Source organism: Achromobacter sp. ACM04, from assembly GCF_014851465.1.
Classification (GTDB): Bacteria; Pseudomonadota; Gammaproteobacteria; order Burkholderiales; family Burkholderiaceae_B; genus Achromobacter; species Achromobacter aegrifaciens.
The window spans coordinates 23,241-41,561 of sequence record NZ_JACUZS010000005.1 but is presented as its reverse complement, the minus strand read 5'-3'; the positions used below and the strand labels follow the sequence as shown (position 1 = coordinate 41,561).

General features: G+C 67.4%; 20 protein-coding genes. 3 read left to right on the top strand and 17 right to left on the bottom strand.

Features of this window, described 5'->3' with window-relative positions; translation table 11 throughout:
- Nucleotides 1-99 precede the first annotated feature (99 nt).
- Nucleotides 100-291 carry a DUF2970 domain-containing protein gene (locus IB259_RS25520; RefSeq protein WP_013391270.1) on the bottom strand — a complete coding sequence of 64 codons (192 nt, stop codon included), beginning with the start codon at nt 289-291 and terminating at the stop codon, nt 100-102.
- Between the two features lie 76 nt (nt 292-367).
- Entirely contained in the window at nt 368-1,303 is a 936-nt protein-coding gene (locus IB259_RS25515) for a LysR family transcriptional regulator (RefSeq protein WP_054454956.1), read from the bottom strand.
- 291 nt (nt 1,304-1,594) lie between these two features.
- On the opposite strand from IB259_RS25515, the gene IB259_RS25510 reads away from it, so the two are divergent.
- The gene (locus tag IB259_RS25510; protein WP_054454954.1) at nt 1,595-2,932 is read left to right on the top strand and encodes a DUF3100 domain-containing protein; all 1,338 of its coding nucleotides are present in this window, start codon (nt 1,595-1,597) and stop codon (nt 2,930-2,932) included.
- Between the two features lie 55 nt (nt 2,933-2,987).
- On the opposite strand, the gene IB259_RS25505 is transcribed toward IB259_RS25510, so the two are convergent.
- The 11 genes from IB259_RS25505 to IB259_RS25455 all read right to left on the bottom strand — a co-directional run bounded on the left by IB259_RS25505 (nt 2,988) and on the right by IB259_RS25455 (nt 13,072).
- Complete coding sequence (locus IB259_RS25505; protein ID WP_054454952.1) at nt 2,988-3,494, bottom strand: hypothetical protein; 507 nt, start codon at nt 3,492-3,494, stop codon at nt 2,988-2,990.
- A 201-nt stretch (nt 3,495-3,695) separates the two neighbouring features.
- Complete coding sequence (locus tag IB259_RS25500) at nt 3,696-4,295, bottom strand: glutathione S-transferase (protein ID WP_192330437.1); 600 nt, start codon at nt 4,293-4,295, stop codon at nt 3,696-3,698.
- Nucleotides 4,296-4,320: 25 nt separating this feature from the next.
- Complete coding sequence (locus tag IB259_RS25495) at nt 4,321-6,027, bottom strand: FAD-binding protein (protein WP_125472770.1); 1,707 nt, start codon at nt 6,025-6,027, stop codon at nt 4,321-4,323.
- Between the two features lie 5 nt (nt 6,028-6,032).
- Nucleotides 6,033-6,761, bottom strand: a complete 729-nt coding sequence (locus IB259_RS25490) for an SDR family NAD(P)-dependent oxidoreductase (RefSeq protein ID WP_192330434.1) — start codon at nt 6,759-6,761, stop codon at nt 6,033-6,035.
- Nucleotides 6,762-6,770: 9 nt separating this feature from the next.
- A complete protein-coding gene (locus tag IB259_RS25485; RefSeq protein WP_119452186.1) occupies nt 6,771-7,523 on the bottom strand; it encodes an SDR family NAD(P)-dependent oxidoreductase in 753 nt (250 codons plus the stop codon).
- A gap of 19 nt (nt 7,524-7,542) precedes the next feature.
- Entirely contained in the window at nt 7,543-8,262 is a 720-nt protein-coding gene (locus IB259_RS25480) for an ABC transporter ATP-binding protein (RefSeq protein WP_192330432.1), read from the bottom strand.
- Nucleotides 8,255-9,019, bottom strand: a complete 765-nt coding sequence (locus IB259_RS25475; protein ID WP_054454939.1) for an ABC transporter ATP-binding protein — start codon at nt 9,017-9,019, stop codon at nt 8,255-8,257. Before IB259_RS25475 ends, IB259_RS25480 begins: the two co-directional genes overlap by 8 nt.
- Complete coding sequence (locus IB259_RS25470) at nt 9,016-10,014, bottom strand: branched-chain amino acid ABC transporter permease (protein ID WP_192330430.1); 999 nt, start codon at nt 10,012-10,014, stop codon at nt 9,016-9,018. The genes IB259_RS25475 and IB259_RS25470 overlap by 4 nt, the downstream gene beginning before the upstream one ends.
- Nucleotides 10,011-10,913 (bottom strand): branched-chain amino acid ABC transporter permease, encoded by a 903-nt coding sequence (locus tag IB259_RS25465; protein ID WP_054454934.1) that lies wholly within the window; start codon nt 10,911-10,913, stop codon nt 10,011-10,013. The genes IB259_RS25470 and IB259_RS25465 overlap by 4 nt, the downstream gene beginning before the upstream one ends.
- Nucleotides 10,914-10,980: 67 nt before the next feature.
- The gene (locus tag IB259_RS25460) at nt 10,981-12,195 is read right to left on the bottom strand and encodes an ABC transporter substrate-binding protein (protein WP_054454932.1); all 1,215 of its coding nucleotides are present in this window, start codon (nt 12,193-12,195) and stop codon (nt 10,981-10,983) included.
- Nucleotides 12,196-12,277: 82 nt separating this feature from the next.
- The gene (locus IB259_RS25455) at nt 12,278-13,072 is read right to left on the bottom strand and encodes an SDR family NAD(P)-dependent oxidoreductase (protein WP_054454930.1); all 795 of its coding nucleotides are present in this window, start codon (nt 13,070-13,072) and stop codon (nt 12,278-12,280) included.
- A 204-nt stretch (nt 13,073-13,276) separates the two neighbouring features.
- On the opposite strand from IB259_RS25455, the gene IB259_RS25450 reads away from it, so the two are divergent.
- Nucleotides 13,277-13,954 carry a GntR family transcriptional regulator gene (locus tag IB259_RS25450; RefSeq protein WP_013391284.1) on the top strand — a complete coding sequence of 226 codons (678 nt, stop codon included), beginning with the start codon at nt 13,277-13,279 and terminating at the stop codon, nt 13,952-13,954.
- 20 nt (nt 13,955-13,974) lie between these two features.
- Here the strand turns inward: IB259_RS25450 and IB259_RS25445 are convergent, their stop codons facing one another.
- Together IB259_RS25445 and IB259_RS25440 are read right to left on the bottom strand one after the other, a co-directional pair.
- Nucleotides 13,975-14,628 carry a carbonic anhydrase gene (locus IB259_RS25445; protein ID WP_054455866.1) on the bottom strand — a complete coding sequence of 218 codons (654 nt, stop codon included), beginning with the start codon at nt 14,626-14,628 and terminating at the stop codon, nt 13,975-13,977.
- Between the two features lie 186 nt (nt 14,629-14,814).
- A complete protein-coding gene (locus IB259_RS25440) occupies nt 14,815-15,153 on the bottom strand; it encodes an FxLYD domain-containing protein (protein ID WP_054454928.1) in 339 nt (112 codons plus the stop codon).
- Nucleotides 15,154-15,517: 364 nt separating this feature from the next.
- On the opposite strand from IB259_RS25440, the gene IB259_RS25435 reads away from it, so the two are divergent.
- On the top strand, nt 15,518-15,853 hold the full coding sequence (locus IB259_RS25435; RefSeq protein WP_059377545.1) for a PsiF family protein: 336 nt from the start codon (nt 15,518-15,520) through the stop codon (nt 15,851-15,853).
- Nucleotides 15,854-15,933: 80 nt separating this feature from the next.
- On the opposite strand, the gene iaaH is transcribed toward IB259_RS25435, so the two are convergent.
- Both iaaH and IB259_RS25425 read right to left on the bottom strand, forming a co-directional pair.
- Nucleotides 15,934-17,409, bottom strand: a complete 1,476-nt coding sequence (gene iaaH, locus IB259_RS25430; protein ID WP_192330428.1) for an indoleacetamide hydrolase — start codon at nt 17,407-17,409, stop codon at nt 15,934-15,936.
- Between the two features lie 93 nt (nt 17,410-17,502).
- Nucleotides 17,503-18,273, bottom strand: coding sequence for a class I SAM-dependent methyltransferase (locus tag IB259_RS25425; protein WP_054459418.1), 771 nt, complete (start codon nt 18,271-18,273; stop codon nt 17,503-17,505).
- Nucleotides 18,274-18,321 lie beyond the last annotated feature (48 nt).

The window sequence follows — 18,321 nt, the reverse complement described above, 5'->3', positions numbered from 1 at the left end:
TGGGGCCCCCACGCTGCACGCGCTTGCTGCCCCCCGAGGGGGCTGTCCCGCCTTGGGGCGGCCCGGCGGCGGGACGGCCATTCTTGCGGGACGGTGGATTTACAAAGCGGCGTTCACCGCCCAGCGCGCGACCAGCACCAGAATGACCACCAGACAAGCCGCCATCAGCAGCCCGGTCAATATCAATGGCGCCGGCTTGTTGTTGGCGATGTCGGCATCGTAGCCGCGCCCGCGGCGCACGCCGAAGAATCCCCACAGCACGGATTTGACCGTGCGCAAGAAACTCAGCATGTTGTCTCTCCTGGCGTCGTGGCGGATAGCGCCAATGTAGGCTGCCGGACGTCGGGGAAACAGATGCAGATCCGCCTTACCTGACCGTATCAGACGCCGAACCGGCCGGGGCGCCGATGCCGCGCACGATGTGGTCCAGCAGTTCGCGCGCGGCGGGGGACACATGGCGGCCGGCGCGGCTCAGTACGTGCAGGCTGCCTTGATTGAGGATGGGATTGGCCAGCGGCAGGCTGGCCAGGCGCTGGGCGCGCAGGTCGGCCGTGACCGCGATGGGCGGCGTCAGCGCATAGCCGATGCCGGCGGCGGCGAATTGCCACAGTGCCTTGAAGGACGAAGTGGTGAGCACGTTGCGCAGCCTGACCTGTTCGCTGATTTCGGCGGCCTGGATGTGCTGGCGCACGCCGAACCCCTCCTGCATGGACGCGCCGGGATACTCGGCCAGGTCGGTCAGCAGCAGGGGACGGCGCAGCAGCGTCAGCGGGTGGTCCTCGCGCACGATGGCGCGGATGGGTTCGGGCCGCGAATAATGGGTGCGCAGGCGCGCGTCGTTGGGCGGCTGGAACACCAGCCCTATGTAGGCGCGGTCATCGACGATGCGCTGCACGATCTCGGACGTGCGCGCGACGTCGATGTCCAGCGTGACCTCCGGGTGGCTGCGCCAGTAGCCCGGCAGCACGCGCTCGAACATCAGCTCCACGAAGCCCTCGCCCAGCACCAGGTCTATGTGTCCCCGTTCGGCCTTGCGCAAGCTGTCGATCTCGGAGAAGAAGCTCTCCTGGATGTCCTGCTGGCGCTTGATGTAGCGCGCCAGGATGTGGCCCGCGTCGGTCGGCACCACGCCCCGTCCGCGGCGTTCGAACAGGGCGATGCCGCAGTCGCGTTCCAGGGCGGCTATGGCACGGCTGACGGCGGACGGGTCCATGTCCAGCACTTCGGCGGCGCCGCGCACCGAGCCGCGGCTCATGACCTGCATGAAATAGTGGGTGCGGCGGGCGTCGAGTTTTTCGTCCATGGCGGGGCTCCGTGGCGGGGAGTGCGGCGGCAGATCCACAGATACAATCTAGGGTTTACCCTTGCATGAATCGAGATCATGCAAAATTTTCCCTGGAAAAGCCTGTCCGTTGCATTTTACGCAACGTTTATGCGCCAGCCCTGTCATGGTTGCGCGCCGGGCCCCCGGCGAAAATCGGCCCTGCTGCGCGCGCCGTCGCCGCCGCCGCGCTGCGACGCCCATTGCGGGCGCCGGCCGGCCGGGATCGCGGCGGGCAGCCACGACGACTATTCACGTACTCAGGGGAATCCGATGTCACACGCCAGCGCCAGCCTGGCCGCGCCTTCCATGCCGCTATCCGGGCGCATCCGCATGCTCGCCGCCATCTTGCTGGTGGTTGTCGTTTCGGAGGCGATCGGCAGCGCCACCTTCAACGTAGGCCCGGGCAAGATCATCCTGCAGCCGATGCTGTGGGCCATCTTCATCGGCGCCATCGTGGCCGCCTTGGGCCAGCGCCTGCCGGCGGGCCTGAACATCGACACCGCCATGCAGACCCGCATCAGCGGCTATCTGCAATACGCGCTGCTGCCCTTCCTGGCCAAGCTGGGCCTGATGGTGGGCGGCGCCTTGCCGCAGGTGCGCGAAGCCGGCTGGGCCCTGGTGTTCCAGGAATTCGGCCACTTCTTCGGCACCATGGCCGTCGGCCTGCCGCTGGCGCTGCTGCTGGGCATCAAGCGCGAGGCCATCGGCGCCACTTTCTCGGTGGGCCGCGAGCCCAGCCTGGCCATCATCGGCGAACGCTACGGCATGAACTCGCCCGAAGGCCGCGGCGTGATGGCCGAGTACATCACCGGCACCGTGATCGGCGCGCTGTTCGTGGCGTTGATGGCCGGCTTCATCACCAGCCTGAACATCTTCGATCCGCGCTCGCTCGCCATGGGCGCCGGGGTGGGCTCGGGCAGCATGATGGCCGCCGGCGTGGGCGCGATCGCGTCCCAGCAGACGCCCGAAGTCGCGCACCAGGTGGCCGCGCTGGCCGCCGCCGCCAATCTGCTGACCACGGTGGTGGGCGTGTACTTCACGCTGTTCATTTCGCTGCCGACCACCATCTTCCTGTACGGCAAGCTGGAACCGGTGCTGGGCCGCTTCTCGCGCGGCAAGGCCGAGACCGTCGCCGCTGATGACGAGGTCACGCAGGACGCGCCCGCGCACGGCGTCAAGATGGGCTTCGGCGATCGCCTGACCGCCTATGTCATCTGCGGCCTGTTCGCGCTGGTGGGCAACCGCCTGGGCTACAACGTGCCGTTTGCCGACGCCTTGCCGGGCATGGGCATCATCATCCTGCTGGTCGTCATCACCGACCTGGTGCTGCGCGTGGTGCCCAAGTTGCCCGCCGTGTTCGTGCTGTCGCTGATCGCCATGACCGCGGGCTGCCCCGGCGTGCTGCCGTACTCGGACCAGATCATCGCCATGGTAGGCAAGGTGAACTTCCTGCCGTTCACGACCGTGATCCTGGCCATGGCCGGCCTGTCGATCCTCAAGGACCTGCCGGCGTTCCGCAAGCTGGGCTGGAAGATCGTGGTGGTATCCCTGGCCGCCAACGCCGGCACCTTCCTGGGCGCGACCATGATCGCGGAATTCTTCCACTGATCGCCGTTCGTTCCCGAATCAAGAACCGCCTGATGCGTCAGGCGGTTTTTTTTGGTCAGGGCGCGAAACCCGGTCGGTAACGCGCGTTGTCAGTGACATTCTCGGTCGCGCCGATGTTGGCGACCTTGGGAACGCCCAGGCCCGCCGCCTTCATGGCGACTGCGGTCTGCAGTTCCTGCACTTGCGGATTGCCCATCGCGACGCGGTAGGCCTGCAGCGGCATCAGGCCTTCGATGGTGCCCAGGTCGTTGGCGGAGCCGGCGCGCTGGGCCGCGGGGTCGGGCTGCGCGGCAAAATCCTCAACGGCGCGGCGCATGCGCGATGCCGCGTGCAGGTCGCGTAGCGCGTCCGCATTCGAGGCGTCAAAGACGGCCAGCGCCAATGGCAGACTGTCGCGGTCGCGTTCGACGCGCAGCGCGTGGGCGGCAGCCGTTGCCCGGGCCGCGTGGACGTGGGCCACGCGTTGGGTTTCGGGAAATGCGCGGGTGGCGTCCAGCGCGGCCGAGCGCGCTGGATAGGGCGCATCAGCCCGGTGGATGGCGGAGATCGCAGCGACGTTCATGCTGGGCCCCTTCTGGTGATGGCCGGCGGATCGGCCCGCCTGCCGACTTCACTGTAACAGCTGGGGGCGATCCGGGCGAAAAAAAAGGCCCCTGCACGCGTCAGGGGCCTAGCGACGCGGCTCGGGGCCGCGCCGTACCAGGGCAGGTGATGGCCAGGGAGCCCGGCGGGTTCTCCCGGCCCTGCGCCTGCCCAAACCGGATCAGGGCTTGGTGGCCTGCATGGACGGACGCTGGCTGAAGGTCTCGTACCAGGCGGCGGTGGCCGGATGTTCGGCGCGCCAGTCCAGGTCTGGGAACCGGAAGTCCAGATAGCCCAGCGCGCAGCCGATGGTGATGGTGCCGATGTCCAGGCGGCCTGCCAGCGCGGCGGCGTTCTTTTCCACCAGCGCGACGCCGTCGCGGACCTTGCCCAGCTGGCCCTCGACCCAGCCGTCCCAGCGCAGCGCTTCCGGACGCAGCACGGTTTCGTAGCGGGCCAGCAGTGCCGCGCCCAGCATGCCGTCGGCCATGGACTGTTCCGTCAGCACCTGCCAGCGGGTCTTGCCCGACGGGAACAGCGAACCGCCGCCCAGGTCGTTCAGGTATTCGCAGACCACGCGGCTGTCGTACAGCGCCTGGCCGTCATCCGTGATGAAGGTGGGCACCTGGCCCAGCGGATTGGTGGGGATGATGGTCTGGTCGCGGGCCACGGGGCCGGCTGCGCTCGGCAGCTTCTCGATGCGGTCGGCCAGGCCGAGCTCATGGGCGATGACCATGCATTTGCGCACGAAGGGCGAGGCGGGCGAGTAGAAGATTTTCATGGGGATCCTTGTCGGTGGAGAGGCGTCAGTGTTGTGCATGGGCCAGATGTTGTCCAGCGATCCAGCCGAAGGTCAGGGCGGGACCAAGCGTGATGCCGGGGCCGGGATAGGCGCCGCCCATCACCGACTGCATGTCGTTGCCGGCCACGTAGAGGCCCGCAATGGGCGCGCCCGTGGCGTCCAGGGCCTGGGCATGCGGATTGGCGGCGATGCCGCAAGCGGTGCCGATGTCGCCGGGATAGACCTTGACGGCGTAGTAGGGGCCCGCCGCCAGCGGCGCGAGGCAGGGATTGGGAGCGTGTTCCGGATCGCCCAGGTAGCGGTTGTAGGCGGTCGATCCCTTGCCGAAGTCCGGGTCCTGGCCCTGGGCGGCGTGGGTGTTGTAGCGTTCCACCGTGGCCTGCAGCGCATCGGCGGGCACGCCCAGCCGGGCCGCCAGGGCCGCCAGCGTCTCGGCTTGCAGCAGGTAGCCGGCGTCGATCAGATGCTGGCGCGGCCGGCCCCCTGGCAGCGCCAGGCCCAGGCCCCAGGTGTCGATGAAGCGCTGGTCGCAGATCAGGAAAGCGGGAATGCTGGGCGTCGTGCCATGGCTGCGGTACATGGCCTGCACGAACTCATGGTACGAGGCGGATTCGTTCACGAAACGCCGGCCCGCGCCATTGACCGCGATGAGGCCCGGCTTGGCCCGGTCCCACACCAGGTGCGGGTAATGCAGGGGCTTGCCGTCCGCGGATTCCAGCAGCGAGACCGGCGCCCAGAACGCGGGGCTGGCGTGGCCCGAGCCGAGCGCGGCGCCGGCGGCTTCCGACAGGCGGATGCCGTCGCCGGCGTTGTCTCGCGGCGACATGGACCACAGACCCGTGGGCTGAGGATAGCTCTGCGCGCGGCGCGCCGGATCCCAGGGAAAGCCGCCCGTGGCCATCACCACGCCGCGGCGCGCGCGGATGTTCAACGACTTGCCATTGCGCCGGACCGCGGCGCCCAGCACGCGGCCCGCTGCATCGCGGTGCAGCGCCAGCGCCGGCGTGTCCAGCCAGTATTCGATCTTGCGAGCCAGCATGCCGTGGAACAGCTGCGCGGCCAGCGCATTGCCCAGCAGCAGCCGGGTGCCGCGGCGATAGCCGCGCGCGCGGTCGGCGGCATAGCGCAGCACCAGCTTCATGCTGTGGCGCCAGGCCGCGAACGAACGCGTGGCGCGCAGCAGATGGCGCACGTCGGTGATGTTGACCATCATGCCGCCCAGCACCGTGAATTCCTTCAGGGGATCCCGCAGGAAACGGAAATCGCCGCCGAGCTTGCGGCCGTCGAACTCCAGCGGGTCGAGCGAACGGCCGCCCATCGCGGCGCCGGGCAGGTCGGGGTAGTAATCGGGCGAGGCCGTGCGCGCCGCCAGATCCAGGATGCCGCGCGACACAAGGTAATCCATCATGCGCGGGCCGGCTTCGAGATAGGCGCGCTTCATGTCGTCGGGGGCCGCCGCGCCCACGGTCTGTTCCAGATAGGTCCAGACCTTTTCAAAACTGTCCGGATGGCCGGCGGCTTCTGTCTGCGCGTTCAGCGGTATCCACAGCGCGCCGCCTGAGATCGCGGTGGAACCGCCGATGCGGCCGGTCTTTTCCACCAGCAGCACGTCCAGTCCTTCCTCGCGCGCCGTCAGCGCCGCGGCCATGCCGCCCGCGCCCGAGCCGACGACCAGCGCGTCGACTTCCTTGTCCCAAGTAATGCCTTCCATGCTGCCTATGCTCCCGAGCCGCCCAGCGATTTTCCGCCGTCCACGAAGATGACCTGGCCGGTGATGAAGTCCATGTGCGGCGCGGCCAGGAAGGACACGGCATAGGCGATGTCTTGCGGCTGGCCCGCGCGGCCGGTGGGCTGCAGGGCCAGTTGCGCCGCAAGGCGTTCGGGCGTGAGGTTGCGCAAGAGCGGGGTGTCGATGAGGCCGGGGGCGATGGCGTTGACCAGGATGCCGCGCGGGGCCAGTTCCATGGCCGAAGCGCGCGTGTAGCCGACCAAGGCCGCTTTCGAGGCCACGTAGTGCGGGTGGTTCTTTGCGCCCAGGTAGGCGCGCGAGGCGATGTTGACGATCTTGGCGCCCGGCGCCATGTCGCGCGCGGCCTCCTGCGTCAAGGTCGCGACCGCCAGCAGGTTGACGTCAAAGGCGCGGCGGTAGTCGGCGCTGTCCACGTCAAAGAACTTGCGCTCGTCGAAGAGTCCCGCGTTGTTGACCAGCGCGGCCAGCGGCGCAAGCGAACGCGCCAGCGCGCGCGTGGCGGCTTCGTCCGTCAGGTCCACCACGCGGTGTTCCACGTCCAGCCCTTGCGCCCGCAGCGCCTCGGCCTCTTTTTCGGCCAGTTCCGCGTTGCGGTCGGCCATCACGACGCGAAAGCCATCGCGCGCCAGCCGCTCCACGATGGCAAGACCCATGCCGCTAGCGCCGCCCGTAACCAATGCCGTGCCCAGATTCATGATGTTTCCTCACACGGCCAGGTAGCCGCCGTCCACGGGCAGCACCACGCCGTTCACGTAGCTGGCCATGTCCGAGGCCAGGAAAAGGACCGGACCCACGATCTCGTCGGCCCGCCCCGCGCGGGCCATGGGCGCGCGCTGCATGTACCAGTCCGTGCCCTGCGCCTGCGCGCGCTGGCCCGCCGTCATCTCGGTTTCCATCAGGCCGGGAGCCACGGCGTTCACGCGCACGCCATGCGGCGCCAGGTCGCGCGCCAGTACCTCGGTGAACGAACGCACGCCGCCCTTGGATACCACATAGCCGGCGGTCGAGATGCTGCAGCCGTAGGCCACGATGGAGCACAGATTGACGATGGCGCCGCGCGTGGCTTTCAGCTGTTCGACGAAGGCGTGGGTGACGTTGAACGTGCCTTGCAGGTTCACGCTCATCAGACGGTCCCAGATCTCGGGCGTCTTGGGATCGTCGAACGGGGCGCGCGCCGAAATCCCGGCGTTGTTGATCAGGATGTCCAGATTGCCGTGTTCGGTGGCGGACCGTTGCGCAAAGTCGCGCACGGCGGCGGCATCCGTCACGTCCAGCACCGCGTCGGCGGCCTTGCCGCCCGCGGCGCGGATGGCTTGCACCGTGGCTGCGGCCAGCGCCGCATCCACATCGGCGACGATGACGGCCGCGCCTTGCCTGGCGAAGCCTTGCGCGATTGCCGCGCCCAGGCCGCGGCCCGCGCCCGTCACGAGCACCCGCTTGTCTTGCATCGATATCATGGTCGGTCCTTTCGGCGCGTCAGGCGCCCAGATAGGCGCGCTGCACGCCTTCGTCGCTGGCGAGCGCGGCGGACACGCCTTCCAGCGCGATCTCGCCGTTTTCGAGGATGTACGCGTAGCTGGACACCGACAGCGCCAGCTTCACGTTCTGCTCCACCAGCAGGATGGTGATGCCTTGCTCGCGGTTCAGCCGCAGCACGATGTCGAAGATCTGTTCGACCACCAGCGGCGACAGACCCATCGAGGGTTCGTCCAGCAAGATCATGCGCGGGCGCGCCATCATGGCGCGGCCCGTGGCCAGCATCTGCTGTTCGCCGCCGGACAGCGTCGCGGCTTTCTGTTCGTAGCGTTCGCGCAGGCGCGGGAAGGTGTCGCACACCATGTCCAGGTCCTGCCGCACCGCGGCCCGGTCGGTGCGCAGGTAGGCGCCCATCTCCAGGTTCTCGCGCACGCTCATTTCGCGGAAGATCTCGCGGCCTTCCGGCACCTGCACGATGCCGCGTCCGACGATGGCGTCCGCTGCCAGGCGGTGTATGGGTTCGCCCGCAAAGCGCACGCTACCCGCGGTGGGCGCGACCAGGCGCGAGATCACGTTCAGCGTGGTGGACTTGCCCGCGCCGTTGGCGCCCAGCAGCGCCACGATGGCGCCCTGCGGCACTTTCAGCGATACGTCCTGCAGCGCGCGGATATTGCCGTAGGCGGCCGATACCGCATCGACTTCAAGCAAATAATCAGCCACCGGCCGCTCCCTTGCCCAGATAGGCTTCAATGACCCGCGGGTTGCTGCGCACCTCGGCAGGCGTGCCTTCGGCGATCTTCTCGCCAAAGGACATGACGGTGATGCGATGCGAGATCGACATCACCAGCTGCATGACGTGCTCCACCAGCAGCACCGTGATGCCGTCGCGTTCGCACAGTTCGGTCAGCAGGCGGTCCAGCGTTTCGATTTCGCGGTTGCGCAGGCCGGCCGCCGGTTCGTCCAGCAACAGCAGCTTGGGCGATATGGCCAGGGCGCGCGCCAGCTCCAGCATCTTCTGGCGGCCGAAGTCCAGGCTGCACGCCGGCGTGTCCAGGAAGTCGGCCAGTCCGACGCGCTCCAGCAGGTGCTCGACGCGCTCGCGCGTCTGCGCGGCAGCGGGGCGCAGCAGCTTGCCTGCGCTGTCGGCGCCATGCGCATAGGTGCCCAGCAGGGCGTTTTCGCGCACGCTGAGCGCGCCGAACAGCTCCAGGTTCTGGAAGGTGCGGGCCACGCCCAGCGCCGCCATTTCATGCGGCTTCTTGCGGGTGATGTCCGCGCCGTCGAACCGGATGCTGCCGCTGCTGGGACGGTAATAGCGCGAGATGCAATTGAAGGTGGTGGACTTGCCCGCGCCGTTGGGGCCGATCAGCGCGTGGATGCGGCCGCGCTCGACCTGCATGGACAGGCCGTTGATGGCGGTGAGGCCGCCGAACTTGACGGTCAGGCCTTGCACGTCCAGATAGGGATGGCTGCTCATGCGGCGCTCCTTTGGGTCGGTTTGGCCGCGGCCGGGCGCGTGGCGGAAGGCAAGGGCGCAGCCGGCGCCGGTGCCCGCCCGCGCGCGCCGCGGCCGGCGAACAAGCCCTTGGGCGCGAACATCATGAAGCCCATCAGAATGACGCCGTAGATGATTTCCTGGAACGACAGGGCCTGGCGCAGCAGCTCGGAGATCAGGCCGAAGGCCAACGCGCCCGCGATGGCGCCGCGCACCGACCCGATGCCGCCAACCACCACCATCGTCAGGATCAGGATGGTGGTCTGAAAGCCCAGGCTCTCCGGGTGGATGAACGAGGCGAAGGTCGTGTACATGCCGCCGGCGATGCCGGCATAGGCCGCGGACAACGTGAAGGCCGTGCGCTTGATGGCGTTGACGTTCACGCCCATGGCCTGGGCCGCCACGTCGCTCTCGCGCACGGCGCGAAAGGCCGAGCCCAGTTGCGAGCGCGACAGCGCAATGGTGGCCCACAGCAACAGCGCGGCGATCAGCACCACGAAGGGATAGGCCTTGGCGTCCGACACCAGTTCGTAGCCGAACAGCGTGGCCGGCGAGATCCGGAAGCCGTTCGAGCCGTTGGTGACCGATTGCCAGTTCAGGAACACCCACTGCATCGCTTCGCCGAAGGCGAAGGTGGAAAGCGCCAGGTAGATGTCGCGCATGCGCAGCGCCAGCGCGCCGATCACATAGCCGAGCACGGCGGCCAGCAGCCCGCCCACGATGATCGAAATGAAGAAGGGCGGATGCCACAGATTGTTGATGAGGCCCGCGGTATAGATGCCCACGCCGTAGAAGGCGGCGTGCGATAGCGCGAACTGCCCGGTTTCGCCGATGACCAGATGCAGGCCCAGCGCCAACACCACGAACACCATCAGCAGGTTCACCACGTAGATGACATAGCCGCTGGCCGCGAAGGGCAGGATCGCCAGCACGATGGCCATCAGCGCCAGCAGCGCATGGTCTATTTTCTTGCTCATACTTTCTTCACCTGCAGTTTGCCGCCCAAGAGCCCTTGCGGACGCAGCAGCAGCACGACCATGATGGCCACGAAAGGCGCAACCACGATGGCATTGGTCGAAATGAACAGCCCCACCAGGTTCTCGGCCACACCGATCACGAAGCCGCCGACCACCGCGCCAGGCAGGCTGGTGATGCCGCCCACGATGGCCGCGGCGTAGGCCAGGATGGCGATGTGGCCGATGTCGGGGGTGATCAGGATCTTGGGCGTGATGAGCAGCGCCGCGACCGCCGATATCAGGCCGGCCAGCGCCCACACCAGCATGCGGATGCGGGTCAGGTTCACGCCCACCAGCCGGGCGGCCTTGGGATTCATACCCACGGCGCGCATGGCGCGGCCGACCCGGGTATAGGTGAACATGCCGAAAAGCAGCAGCATCACCGTCACGGCGACCGCGAAGATCACCAGGTCCAGCTGGGTCAGCACCGCGTCGCCGATGATGATGGCGTCGGTTGATGCCAGCGGCGGCAACGAGCGCGGCGTGTCGCCCAGGCCGGTCTGGCGCACCAGGCCCTTGAGCGCATAGGCCAGGCCCAGCGTGGCGATCACCATCTGCACGCCCACGCCCTTGGAGGCGATGACGCGCTCCATCACGACGCGCTGGAACAGGCCGGACAGGATGGCCACGGCGGCGAGCGTGATGGGAATGACGACGAGATAAGGCCAGCCCATTACCAGGGTGAGGAACAGGGCGATGTAGCCGCCGACCATGAAGATCTCGCCCTGGGCGAAATTGGGCACGTCGGTGGTCTTGAAAATGATCACTACGGCGACCGCCAGCAGCGCGTACACGCTGCCCGTCACCAGTCCCGACAGCACCCCCTGCTGCAGGAACAGCCAGATATCGGCAAAGCTCATGATGTTCTCCGGCAGCCCGCGCGCTGCTGCGCCAGCGCGCGGGCCAGGCCCCAGGCGGGCCGCTGATTTACTTCTGGTACTGCCAGACGCTCTTGAAGGCGCCGGGCACGAGCGACATGTTGGTGCCGTCGAACTTGATGTAGATGGCGGATTCCTGCGCCGCGCGGTCGTTCGGGCCGAACTCGATCGGACCGGCCATGACGCCGGAGTCGAATTTCATGGTTTCCAGCGCCTGCAGCACTTTTTCGCGGGTGGGCTGCGGGCCGGCGGCCTTGAGCGCGTTGACCACCGCCATCGCGGGCGGCAGGCCGTAAGGCATGTAGGTCTGCGGATGGCCCGGCTTGGCGGCCAGGTCGGGGTAGGCCTGCTTGTACATGTCGTACACCCAGGTGAGCTTGGCGCCGCCCGGCACGTCGGACAGCACTTCCTGGATGTAGACGTTCTTGAAGGCGTCCTTGTTGCCCACGTTTTCCACCAGTTGCTTCAGGTCGGCCGTGCCGTTCACCGCCAGGACGATAGGCTTGTTCCAGCCCAGTTCCTGTGCCTTCTTGATGATGAGCGCGGCGGGGCGGGCGTATGTCGTCAGCAGAAGCACGTCGGCGTTGGCGGCGCGGATCTTCAGCATGGGCGCGGTCACGTCGGTGATGTTCGGGTTTACCGACTGGACTTGCAGCGATGCGTCGCCCAGCTGCTTGACCTGGGCCTGCGCGGCCTCCAGGTTCCAGCCGCCGTAGGCGTCGTCATGATTGATGTAGCCGATCTTCTTGGCCTTAAGGTGCTCGGCGGCGAACTGCACCATCGAGCCGCCCACGGCGTGCTGGGAGATGGAGAAGGCGCCGTAGATGTACTTGGACGGCGGATACAGCGCGCCGTCGCCCGAGGCGTTGAGCATGACCAGCGGCACCTTTTCGCGTTCCACGTATTCGCGCGAGGCCACCACCGCGGCCGAGCAGGAACCGCCGTTCAGCAGGAACACCTTGTCCTGTTCGTTCAGCTTCTTCACCGCGGCGACCAGGTCGTTGGCGTTGCAGCGGTCGTCCTCGATCACCAGTTCGATCTGGCGGCCGTGCACGCCGCCTTCCTTGTTGACCTTGGCGTACCACATCTTGGCGGCGTTCAGCACGTCAAAGCCGTAGGCCATGCCGCTGCCGGACAAGGGCGCGAACAGACCGATCTTGATGGTCTTGTCGGTGATGCCCGGTTCCTGCTGCGCCTGCGCGCCCGTGCTCAGCGCCCATGCGCATAGCGCGGCGGCGGCTGCGTAGCGACTGCTTTTCTTCATCTTTGTCTCCCGTTTTTTTTGATGCGCGCCTTTGTTTGGGTGTGGCGCTTTGCTGCGTTGCCGGCCTGGCCGCCGGAATGCCTTACTGCATGCGGTAGCCGCCGTTGACGTCGATGACGCTGCCGGTGATGTAGCCGGCTTCTTCGGACGCCAGGAAGCGCACGGCGGCGGCGACGTCGTCCACGGTGCCGATGCGGCCCAGCGGAATGGCCTGCGCCGCGGCGGCCAGCGCGCCGCTGCTTGTGACGGTGCTGCGCAGCATGTCGGTGTCGATTAGGCCGGGGGCAATGCCGTTGACCGTCACGCCCAGGTGCGCGGATTCGCGCGCCATGGCCTTGGTCAGGCCCAGCACCGCGGACTTGGCCGCGATGTAAGACGCGCTGGAGCGGTAGCCGCCCAGCTGCGCCGCAACCGAGGTGAACGTGACGATGCGGCCGTGCGCCAGCGGCGCGGCCTCGCGCCGGCGCAGGTAGGCGCGGCCGCACAGGAACACGCCGCGGGCGTTGACGGCGAAGCTGCGTTCCCAGATGTCCAGCGAGGTGTCCTTGATGAGCGGGCGTTCGCCGTTTTCCTGGAACAGCAGCAGGCCGGCGGCGCTGACGAGCACGGCGATGGGGCCGTGCTGCGCTTCGATCTGTTCGAACGCGTTTTCGACCGAGGACTCATCGCTGACGTCGAAGGCGAGCGACGCGTGCGGCGCGCCCAGCTCGTCGGCCACGCGGCGGGCGCGCCCGGCGTCCACGTCCGAGACGACGACGCGCAAGCCGGCGCTGGCCAGTTCCTGGCAGATGCGGGCGCCTATGCCGCCGCCGCCGCCCGTGACGAGCGCAAGACGGGGAGCCGGGCCCTTGCCGGCCGGCGTGGATACATTGGACATGCTGTCTCCTGGTAGCGTGCTGTCCGCCTAGGGTGGGACCTGGCCGCTGGTTTGAATTTTTTGCGATTATGTATACATGGATGATTCGCAGGTATAGGGGCTTACCCGGAGTGTTGCTTGATTTACATCGTGTTTTACGGAGATGTTCCGAAAACTAATAAGGCGTATGACGCCCTATGTATTCTTCATGTATACAATGCGGCTATGGACACGCTATCTCAACACGTTACCGACACGCTGCGGGACTGGGTGCTGCACGGCAAGTTCAGCCCTGGCGCCCGCCTGGAAGAAATCCCGCTGGCGGAAAAACTGGGGGTGTCGCGCACGCCGGTGCGCGCGGCGCTGGCGACGCTGGGCAATGAAGGCTTGCTGGAGCATCTGCCCAAGCGCGGCTACACGGTGCGCGCCTACGACATCGGCGAAATCGTGGCGGCCTACGAGGTGCGCGCGGCGCTGGAAGGGCTGGCCTGCCGGCAGGCGGCCTTGCGCGGGCTATCGAACGACGCCGTGGCGGTGCTGAAGAATTGCCTGGACGAAGGGGACCGGATCCTGGGCAAGGGGGTCTTGCTGGCCGAGGACCATCTGCCGTATCAGCAGGTGAACATCACCTTGCATAACGGCATCCTGGAAGCGGCGGGCAACCCCTGGGTGCGGCGCTTCGCGACGCAAGCGCAGGCTATCCCCTACGCCTCGGACCGGATCATCCTGTGGGAAGACCACGGGATCATCCTGCGATCGCATGACGACCATCACCGCATCGTCAATGCGATCATCGCCCGCGACGGCGCGCGGGCCGAGGACCTGATGCGCGAACACGTGTACTACGCGGGCATCATCCTGAAGAACAACTACGAGAGGCTGGCGCAGGCGTACCGGGTGTAAGGCCCGCCCGCGGTCCAACCTCAGGCTGCGGCCGCAGGCGCCTCGAGGCAGGGATTGAATTCGCCGGTGGCGGGGTCGCGCAGGTACAGCAGGCCGGTGGCCACGCCGAAGTAGGTGCCGTGCAGTTCCAGTTCGCCCTTTTCGACGCGGCGGCGGATGGAGGGGAAGGTCATCAGGTTGTTCAGGCTGTGCTCGACCACGGCCAGTTCCAGGCGCTTCAGGTTGGCCTGGCGGTCGCCGGTGCCGGGGCCCAGGCGTTCGGCCACGGGTTCGATCTGCGACATCCACTTGCCGATGAAATCGCCTTTGGTCAGGGGCTTGGCGTCGTCGAAGAACGAGCGGATGCCGCCGCAGGAAGCATGGCCCAGCACCACGATGTGCTTGACGTTCAGGCCGTTGACCGCGAATTCGATCGCGGCGCTGGTGCCGTGGTACGAGGATTCCGAGTCAGGGTCACAGGGCGGGACCAGGTTTGCGACGTTGCGCACGACAAACATTTCGCCGGGGCCGGCGTCGAAGATGACTTCAGGCGACACGCGGGAGTCGCAGCACCCGATGATCAGGATTTCCGGGTTTTGCCCCGATTCGGCCAGCTTCTGGTATCGGCTGCTTTCCGAAGGGAAACGGCCCCCCAGGAAAGATTGATAGCCTTCGGTAAGTCTTTTTGGAAACATGATCTTTTCTTCCTCGTAGCTGGAGCCAGGCGTGCTGGCGCGTCGGCGCACGCAACAAGGGGCTTCGTGTGGAAGCCCCTTTTATTGAGTCGACGAACGGAATTTTCCCATATTTGACCTTGCGCCACGCTGTCTAAACCCTGAAGTAATCAGGGTTTTTTCCGGCAGGCGGGCCATAACGGGCGCCTAGCGGGCGTCGACGTCCAGCGCGGTGACGCGGGTGAATTGCAGCGGCGTGACGGCCCGGATCTGCTTGATCTGGCCGGGCGCCAGCGGGCCGATGACGTCGTCGCGAACGCGGCCGATCTCGCGGCCCTGCGAGTCGTACAGCACGAAGGTCAGCATGGCGCTGTTGATGTGCCGCGCCGACTGGTTAGACAGCAGGCCGGTGATGGCCGACACGTTCTGGTTGACGTCGCGCACGGCCTGGACATTGCCCAGCGTGACGCCGTAGACCAGGCTCTGCGCGCCGGCGGCGCCGGACAGGCCGGCAAGCAGCGCGAACGAAGCAAGGGCAAGTTTCATCATGGTCTCCTGTGCAGCCGCGCAGTCGGACGCCGTTCGGGTCCGCAGGGCGGTCAATGCCTCCTCTACCTTGGGGGCATGCTTATCTCACACCTTTCCCGCCGTGTACACAACGGGGCAAAGGGATGAATGGGTAACAGGGTGCTTGGATTGGTCGCAAATTCGCCTGCGTGGATGGCCTGTCCACGAGGGAAGCGGCCGGTGGTTTCAGGGGCATGTAAGGCCTTGGCGATTCTTGACTTTCCGCACTCTTGCGCAGGGTTCGGGTTTGTTCGATCATGACCGGGCCGGCGATTGGGCCGGCGGATCGTGCGGCCCGCCTTTGCGACTGAGTCCAGGCGCGCGGGCGCCAAGGGAGGAACCCATGCTTTCCCGTACCAGCCAGTTGGCCTCGGCCTTTCTGTTGACCGCTTGTTTTGCTGGCGCAGCCCTTGCCCAGACCCCCGCAGCTCCCGCCACCGCCAAGACGCCTACGCCGCAACAGCAGCGCATGGCCGACTGCAACAAGTCCGCTGAAGGCAAGAAGGGCGACGACCGCAAGGCCTACATGAGCAGCTGCCTGAAGGGCGAAACCGCCGCGCCCGCCAAGGAGCTTACGCCGCAGCAGCAGAAGATGAAGGACTGCAACGCCAAGGCCACCTCGCAGCAACTGACCGGCGACAAGCGCAAGACCTTCATGAGCACCTGCCTGAAAGGCTGATTCCGACGCCACGCGTCATCTCGCGAAGAAAATCGCCAGCCCGTGAACCGGCTGGCGATTTTTTTTGCATGAGGCGCCTCTCAGCCGCCGGAACGTCCCGGCCCCTGCAAGCGCCCCAGCACGCTTTCCAGCGCCAACCCGACCGCCAGCACCTTGCGGTCCTCGCCCGGCAGCCCGTCGACTTCCAATCCCACCGGCAGTCCGTCCGCTGCCAAGCCCGCAGGCACGCTCAGCCCCGGCAGGCCGGCGTTGCTGCCCGGATCGACGTTGCGCGCCAGGCGGCCGAAGCTCTCGAAGCTGCTGGCCTCGGGCGTGGCGGCCATCGGCGGGATCGGCACGGTGGGAAACAGCAGGCCGTCCAGCGCATGCTCCTGGAACGCGCGGCGGTACACGCCGATGAGCTCGTCGCGGTGCGTCGCCATGGCGCGTTCATAAAGCGGCTGCAGCGGCAGCGCCTCGCCGGAGGGCAGGGGCAGCACGCCAGGCACGATGAGGCCGTCGAAAATTCCTTTGACGTCCGGGCTGGAAATTTGCGCCACCACCTGTTCGAAGCTGAGGCCCGTGCCGTAGCGGCTGAGATAGTCGGTCAGGTCGCCCTTCTGTTCGTACAGGCAGACCGGCATGCCGACCGCGGCGTTGCTGGCTTCCAGGCCCGGCATTTCCAGTTCGACCAGTTGCACGCCGGCCGCGCGCAGCTTGGCCAGCGCGGCATCCGTGACGGCCTGCACCTGCGGATCCAGGTCCTTCCAGAAGTAGTCGCACAGGCCCAGGCGCATGCCGGCAGGAGGCAGGGCGGACAAGGGCTGGCGGTCGCCCGTCAGCACCGCGTCCAGCAGCACGATGTCGTCCATGCTGTTGGCGATGGGCCCCGGCGTATCGCGGGTGTGCGAGATCGGCGTGATGCCGGCGCCGTCGTAGCGGCCCACCGACGGGCGAAAGCCCACCGCGCCGTTCACCGCCGCAGGCAGGCGCACCGAGGCGCCCGTGTCCGTACCCAGCGCGGCCGGCGTCAGGCGCGCGCCCACTGCCGCGCCGCTGCCCGAGGACGAGCCGCCAGCGATCAGGCGCGCGTCATAGGCATTGCGCGTGCCTTCGCCGTGCGCGCCGGGAAAGGCGGTGTTGTACCCCGACACGCCGAAGGCCAGTTCGTGCATGTTGGTCTTGCCCACGATGACGGCGCCCGCCTCGCGCAGGCGGCGCACCACCGGCGCGTCCTCGGCCGGACGGAAATTCTTCAAGGCGGGTGTGCCGGCCGTGTTGGGCAGGCTGGCAACGTGGATGTTGTCCTTGATGGCGATGGGCACGCCCGCCAGCGGCAGCGCGGCCTGGTCCGCCTGGCCGCGGGCGGCATCCCGGGCGCGGGCCTGGGCCAGCGCGCCTGCGCGGTCCACGGTGATGAAGGCGTTGAGATCGGCGCGCGCCTCGATGCGGTCCAGGCAGGCCTGGGTCAGCGCAACGCTGGTGAGGCGGCCCTGCCGGATCAGGGCCGCGGCCTCGGTGACGGTCAGGTCCGCAGGGGACGCGGCGGGCAATGACTGTTTGGACGTATCGGACATGACGCTTCCTTACCTGTGCGGGATTCTGTCGAATCCGTACCTATACAGGGGGAAGCGGGCGCTGTCGAGCAGGTCCCGCCGCCGCTGCAGGAATCAGCCCGGCTTTCTCACCACGATGGTCGCCGTGTCGCTGGTGAAGGATGCGTCGTCCTGCACCTCGAAGTGCGCGCGCACCACGTCCGGCGCGATGCCGAACATGTGGCGCAGCGCCGCCACCAGCGTCTCCGGGGTGCGCATGCGCACAACCCAGGACTGGAACTCCAGCGGCAGGCGGCGCGGCGTCAGACCCTGCAGGGTGAAGCCGGCCTCGGTCAGCATGCGGGTCCACTCGGCGACCGAGTAGTCGCGCACGTGCGAGGTGTCGCGCAGCACCTCGATGGTCTGCAGCCAGGTATCCAGGAGCGGCTCGCCCGGCGACACCACGTCGGCGAACACGGCGATGCCGCCCGGCTTCAGCACGCGGAAGGCTTCCCGCAGGCCGCGCCCGGCGTCCTGCCAGTGGTGGGTGGAGTAGCGCGACATCACCAGGTCGAACTCGCCGTCGCCGAAGGGCAGGTACTCCGCCTTGCCCTGGCGGGTGGCCAGATTGGCCAGCCCGCGCTTGGCGGCCTCGCCGGCGACCACGTCCAGCATCTGCTGCGACAGGTCATAGGCGGTGACGTGTTTGACCTGCGGCGCCACGTGAAAGCTCACGTGGCCGCCGCCACAGCCCAGGTCCAGCAGCCGGGCTTCGGGATGCTGCGCGGCGATGTCGGCCATCTGCAGCAGGTCTTCGCCCTGGGCGTGTACGGCGCTGGTCAGATAGGCGGTCGCGCGCGGGCTGAATTGGCGGTCGACGGCGGCGTCATGGGTACTGGCGGTCATGGGAATCCTTGGGTGGCTGGGGCCGGTACAGGGGCGGAAAGCATTTGG